Source organism: Armatimonas sp., from assembly GCF_043760365.1.
GTDB lineage: Bacteria > Armatimonadota > Armatimonadia > Armatimonadales > Armatimonadaceae > Armatimonas.
On the sequence record NZ_JAYUPA010000274.1, the window covers coordinates 1 to 5613 of the forward strand.

Here is a 5613-nt window from a genome sequence, read left to right on the forward strand (position 1 = left end):
GACTCTCTTCCTTTGGATAGGAAGTTGGATGGCAGTTTTCATGAGGTGGCCGGGAGGAGTATCTGCCTTATGGAGCTTCGTTTGCCGGAGATTTCATTACCAATGGATCGAGGGTGCTCTGATGAGCGCACATAACCGGCGACGTGCTCGGCGGGAGAAGAGTACTCCCCTTCCTAATGAGGAAGGGACAGAAACACTTCTGCTCGGCTCGCTTTTAACACCGCAAGGAGGAAGTGCTTATCTGCCTCTCACCGCAAGGCGGCGGCATCTCTACGCCATTGGGGCCACGGGCTGTGGAAAGACGAGCTTTCTGCTACGACTGATCGATGACGACCTTGCGCAGCGGCGCAGCTTGGTCATTGTAGACCTGCGGGGTGACCTAGTAGATCGGGTGCTTTTGCGTATTGCCGCACATGAAACGCCCCAGAGCCTAGGCAGGCGTGTCCTGCTCATTGACCTTCGCCAGAGCGAATGGAGTGTCGGCTTCAACCCCCTTGTGGGCGCAGGTGATCCCGTTCAGCGTGCTTACCACACACTTGCTGTCCTTCAGCGCAATGCGGAGAGCTGGGGCGTCCAGCTTGACGAGACGCTCCGCAACTGTCTCCTCGCCCTGGCTCAGAGTGGAGGGACACTTCTGGAAGTAGACCTTCTGCTGTCGAATGCCACGTTTCGCCAAGCGACACTTTCACGAGTAACAGATCCCTTTGTTCTAGCTTTCTTCACTCGCTACGAGTTGCTCAGTGAGGACAAACAGCTCACGTGGCGGATGCCCGTTCTCAATAAGATTACGGCGTTTCTGGCGGTTCCACAGGTGCGGCGGATGCTCGCCATCGCTAGTCCCGGCTGGTCACTCTCGGAGATTCTTGATGAAGCCCCCGGAAGCATCATCCTGGTAGCGCTTGGGGTTCACCGCCTTGGTAGTGCCGCCTCGCTTATGGGGGGTCTCTTCGTCTCCGCCCTGGAGAATGCCATCATGGCGCGGGCGGATAAGCCCGAAAGTGCCCGCGTGCCTGTTCACTTCTACCTCGATGAGTTCGAGAACCTGGTCAGTGACCGATTCGAAGCATTCCTAGCCGAAGGGCGACGCTTTGGACTAGGTCTAACGCTCTCGCACCAGAACCTGGCGCAGATGCCCGATGGCCTCCGGCAAATGATCCTTGCTAACGCCAATACGCAGCTCTACTTTCAGGTCGGGGCACAAGATGCCGCTGTGCTTGCGGCTGAAGTCGTGCCAAAACCGAGCGAAAAACGCGACGACCTCAGGCGCTCCTTGACCATGCAGCCTGTAGGTGAGGCGTACTTCCTGCGGCGCGGGGAAAACGTCCCCACGCCACGGGTGAAGCTCACCCCTTCCCAGGACCCTAGAGTAAGTGACGCCCATGTCCAAGCAATTCGAGAGGCTTCCCTCAAGGCGTTTGGTCAGACGGCTACTGCGGTAGATCAGGCAATTGCTCGGCAGCTTGGACAGGGAGCACGTGACGTTGAGCCGCCTCCTTCCGCTGTAGTGACGCACACACGCCGTCCTGGTCAGTTCAAGCCCAAAACAGCCGAGAGCTCTAAAGCCACCGAGGGAGCCGAGTAATGGAGCCTAACCCTGGAGCACGACTGAGCCGCTTTGAGCGTGCCCAAAAAACGGAGCGTGGGAAGCTCTGGCTCATGGAGCGTGATGAGCTACTTCTCACCGAGCTCTTTGTGCACCAGGTGATGAGCCGTGGGCAGCTACAGGAACTTTACTTTGGCTCGGTGCCACGTTGCAACGCCCGACTTCGCAAGCTCTTCGACCATGGGTATGTAACACGCGATTTCCACCCGATGGCCCCCTATGGCACTCAGGGAATCTATCGAATCGGCCCACAGGCTATGACCATCGTCGCCCAACGCTTGGACATGGATGCCGCCTACGTCAAGCAGCTCTGCCTAGGAACGCGCCGCTTAGAGTTTTTGGAGCACACCCTGGAGATTGTCGACTTTTACCTGGCCGCACGAAACGCTCTGGTGGGAGAGGCAAATCCCCATTTGGAGTCCTGGATGCCTGAGCTTCAGGTTCGCCACGAGTACGAGGTGAAGCTCGCTAGTGGGAAGCAGCAAAAGCAAGTCTTCAAGCCGGATGGCTTTTTGCGATTTGATCACGGCGGACGGCTGTACTCGCATTTTGTCGAGATAGATCGGGGCAATGCCTCCGGCAAGCTCTTTGGTCAAAAGGTGGAGCACTACCAGCACTACCTCAGCAGTGGGCTCTTTGAAGAGATGTACGAGGATGCAACCTTTCGCGTCCTGGTTGTCACCACCGGAGAGCGTCGCCTAACCCACCTCAGAGCACTTGTCCAGGAACGAGGCGGGAGCGTCTTCTGGTTCACCACACGTGGGCTGCTTACGCAGCAGGGGCTGCTTGCCACTATCTGGCAACCCGCAGACAGAGAAGGGCTGTTTTCCCTTCAGAACAAGGATCAAGGATAAAACAATGCGCTACTGCTCCACCTGCAAGTTTATGTCACCCCGCGATGCTCTTTACTGTGGTCACTGTGCCCGCTCGTTTGGGGGAAGACGCTGTCCGCAGCACCACCTCTCTCCACCCGATGCCAAGGTGTGTGTCCAGTGTGGCTCACCCGAGCTCACCGAAGCTGCTGGTTTTCTTTCTGTAACAGGAGCGCTACGCACCGTACTGCTGCTTGCCGGAGGTATCCTGGCAGTCGTTGCTCTCCCATCGCTTCTGCACGCTCTCTCGCAAGGAGCAAGCTCTGCCTGGCATGGCATCTTCAACGTTGTGGTTCTAGATCGGGTACTGGCATTCGTGTTCGTTTCCGCCCTACTACTCCACTTACTTCCCGGTGAGATAGGTAAAGTGGTGAGACGCAATATCGCCCGCCTACTGGATATGCTCCTGAAGGGGGCATTGTACTTCCTGGCGGGCATCCCCCATCTACTCGCGGCTCTGATCCAGGGCAATCGCAGGAGGCGTTAATGTATTGTCAATCATCTGTAAAGTCATCGCTTTTTAATGCGAAGGTATGCTTTACAGAATCTGAACACTTCTGCCAGGTATACCTTGACGAGTGAGGTATACCTGATGTACACTGGCAGTCACATGGTTAACAGAAATGGCTGATGAAGTCGAAAATACATCCGGGACCTATACCGTAGGGGAAGCCGCTCGGCTCATCGGAATCGAGCCACACACCCTGAGGCGGCTGGAGAGTCGCGGCATTATCCCAGCACCCGTTCGGGATAAGCGGGGGCGGCGCTACACCAGGGCGGATATCGAGCATATCCGCGAGCACTACGGCACGCGTCGTCGTCGAGAAGCCTACACCATTGCCATTGTAAACCAGAAGGGCGGTGTGGGAAAAACAACCACGACTGTGAACCTCGCAGGAGCCTTTGCCATCAATGGGCACCGCGTTCTGGTCATTGACTTTGATCCCCAGGTAAATGCCACTTCCACGCTCGGAATCTCCTGGCGGGATGTAGAGTACTCCATCGCCGATGTTCTGGGAACAACCCCCGATGGAACGACAAAGCGTCTCTCAGAAATTATCGTTCCCCTTCCGCATCATCCCAGTCTGTTTTTGGCTCCCTCTTCAATCAAACTCGCCTACACAGAGATGTCGCTCATCAACCGTCCTGGGCGTGACACCCGCCTCGACTCGGCGATAGAGCCAATTCGTAAAGAGTACGACATTATCCTACTGGACTGCCCCCCAACCCTGGGAATGCTCTCTTTTAACGCCATGACAGCCGCAGATGGCATCATCGTTCCTATCGATGAGAGCCTGGCCCTTCAAGGAGCGGGGCAGCTTCTGGCAACCCGTAAAGAGTGCGCGGATATTGGCCGGAGGCGCGTTGCACTTCTGGGCGCACTTCTCACTCGCCAGCGGACGCAAACCGCTGCTGCCGAGGTAATCGAGGAGCTAACCAAAGAGATCTTTGGAAGTCGCGTTTTCAAGACTAAGATTCCCGAGCGGGTAGGCATCGCCAATAGTACTGGCATGGGTCGCCCCCTGGTCTTCACCGATGCACGCGAAGCCGACGTCTTCTTCTCACTTGCTGAGGAGCTGGAGGGGATGATTCATGCGACTAAATAAAGCGCGTGTGGGTCAGGTGGTCGGGGCTGACTTTGGCCGTGAAATGCTAGAGGCATCGGATCGAGCACAGGCAGGAAACCCGGCAAGCGAGCAGGTCTGGCAGCTCCTTCTGAGTGAAGTCGAGCCCGATCCGAATCAACCACGTCGCCATTTTGACGAGACTTCTTTGCGTGAGCTTGCTGAAGATATCGAGATACGCGGCGTTTTAGAGCCGATCCTAGTTCGCCAAATCGAAGAGCGCTACCAGATCATCGTTGGAGAACGTCGCTGGCGAGCAAGCAAGTTAGCAGGCAAAGCCCGGATTCCCTGCATCGTTCGCGAGATGAGTGTGGAAGACATTCGGGAAGCTCAGCTCGTTGAGAATATTCTCCGCCAGGACATCAACGACATCGAGCGTGGCGTGGCACTCCGTAATTTATACGAAAGCCTCAAGGCCACAGACAAAGAAATCACCTGGGAAAAAGTAGCAGCGCGTGTCGGCCTTACCCGCATGCGTATCCACAACCTCTACAGCCTCTCTCTACTACCTGCTGTAATCATTGAGATGATCCAGTCGCGACGCCTCTCAGGAAGTCATGGGGTCGAGCTTTCCCGGCTGGGTGAGCACCAAGTGCAGATGATCGAAATCGCTCAAATGGCTTGCCGCCCGGCAGGTAGCAAGGGCGCTTATGCTCTCTCTGTAGCTCAGGTACGTGAGCAAGTCAGCCGCGCCCTCAACCAGGTTGCCGAGAAACCCAAGCGTCGCATTCCCGCAGAGCGCATCGAGCAGCGAGCTGGTGAGCTGGTTGGATCACTACGCCCTGACCTCCCCAGCGCAACGCGCAACGCACTCCGGCACCGTGCAGAGGAGATTCTCAAATTCCTGGATCAGCTCCCTGACCCAGACAATCCTGGGTTTGTAAAGTCAACGATACAAACCCCTACCAATCTAAACCTAAAGGGCGCTCCAAAGTGAGCGCCCTTCTTTTTTATCAACGAATTACAGGAGACACTACGTACGCCGACATCGGAGTGCGACAGAAATCAGTAAAGAGTCTTGTTTGTAAAGTTGACTTTACAAACACTAAAAAAGTGACATGAGCAGCAGTAACAAACAAACAACGGGAACAAGGGAAATGGCGAAATCTCCTCCGATAGCGGAACGTGGAGAAAAGTTGTCGCGGCAGACAGCTACCTTTGAACCCTACTACTGGGAAGCCTACAACGAGATCGTCAAGCCAAGCCGCTTTGACTGGTATCTGGTAACCCGTTGGCTTCCTGATCTGGGAGCACTCGGGTTCTCGATCGTCAAGGCACTTCGCATGCGTTGTTACCATAACCCCAAGACGGGGATCACACGCAATCAGCTTGAGATTGAGATGAAAGAGTTAGCAGCCTCTGTAGGGGTTAGTATGGCCACGCTCTACCGGGAGCTAGAGCGCAATGAGCCGCTCCAGCAGTTCGTACAAGTGCAGCATCAGTACGTTCCCACAGACTCTGGAAAAGCTCCCAAGCGCTTTAAACCAGAGTTCACGATCTGCATGGATGACCC

The 5613-nt window shown here is 55.8% G+C and carries 6 protein-coding genes; all 6 read left to right on the forward strand.

The features are described 5' to 3' along the window. The first annotated feature begins 121 nt into the window (after positions 1–121). Positions 122–1582 carry a type IV secretory system conjugative DNA transfer family protein gene (locus tag ACH2EH_RS06550; RefSeq protein ID WP_395140079.1) on the forward strand — a complete coding sequence of 487 codons (1461 nt, stop codon included), beginning with the start codon at positions 122–124 and terminating at the stop codon, positions 1580–1582. After that, positions 1582–2457 carry a replication-relaxation family protein gene (locus ACH2EH_RS06555; RefSeq protein ID WP_395140081.1) on the forward strand — a complete coding sequence of 292 codons (876 nt, stop codon included), beginning with the start codon at positions 1582–1584 and terminating at the stop codon, positions 2455–2457. Before ACH2EH_RS06550 ends, ACH2EH_RS06555 begins: the two co-directional genes overlap by 1 nt. Before the next feature lie 4 nt (positions 2458–2461). Then, the gene (locus tag ACH2EH_RS06560; RefSeq protein WP_394796308.1) at positions 2462–2962 is read left to right on the forward strand and encodes a zinc ribbon domain-containing protein; all 501 of its coding nucleotides are present in this window, start codon (positions 2462–2464) and stop codon (positions 2960–2962) included. Positions 2963–3098: 136 nt separating this feature from the next. After that, a complete protein-coding gene (locus ACH2EH_RS06565) occupies positions 3099–4082 on the forward strand; it encodes an AAA family ATPase (RefSeq protein ID WP_309695485.1) in 984 nt (327 codons plus the stop codon). Further along, positions 4069–5037: a ParB/RepB/Spo0J family partition protein gene (locus ACH2EH_RS06570; RefSeq protein ID WP_395140083.1), complete on the forward strand. Its 969-nt coding sequence runs from the start codon at positions 4069–4071 to the stop codon at positions 5035–5037. The genes ACH2EH_RS06565 and ACH2EH_RS06570 overlap by 14 nt, the downstream gene beginning before the upstream one ends. A gap of 160 nt (positions 5038–5197) precedes the next feature. After that, positions 5198–5613: hypothetical protein (locus ACH2EH_RS06575; RefSeq protein ID WP_395140085.1), on the forward strand; the 416-nt coding region annotated here is incomplete at its 3' end.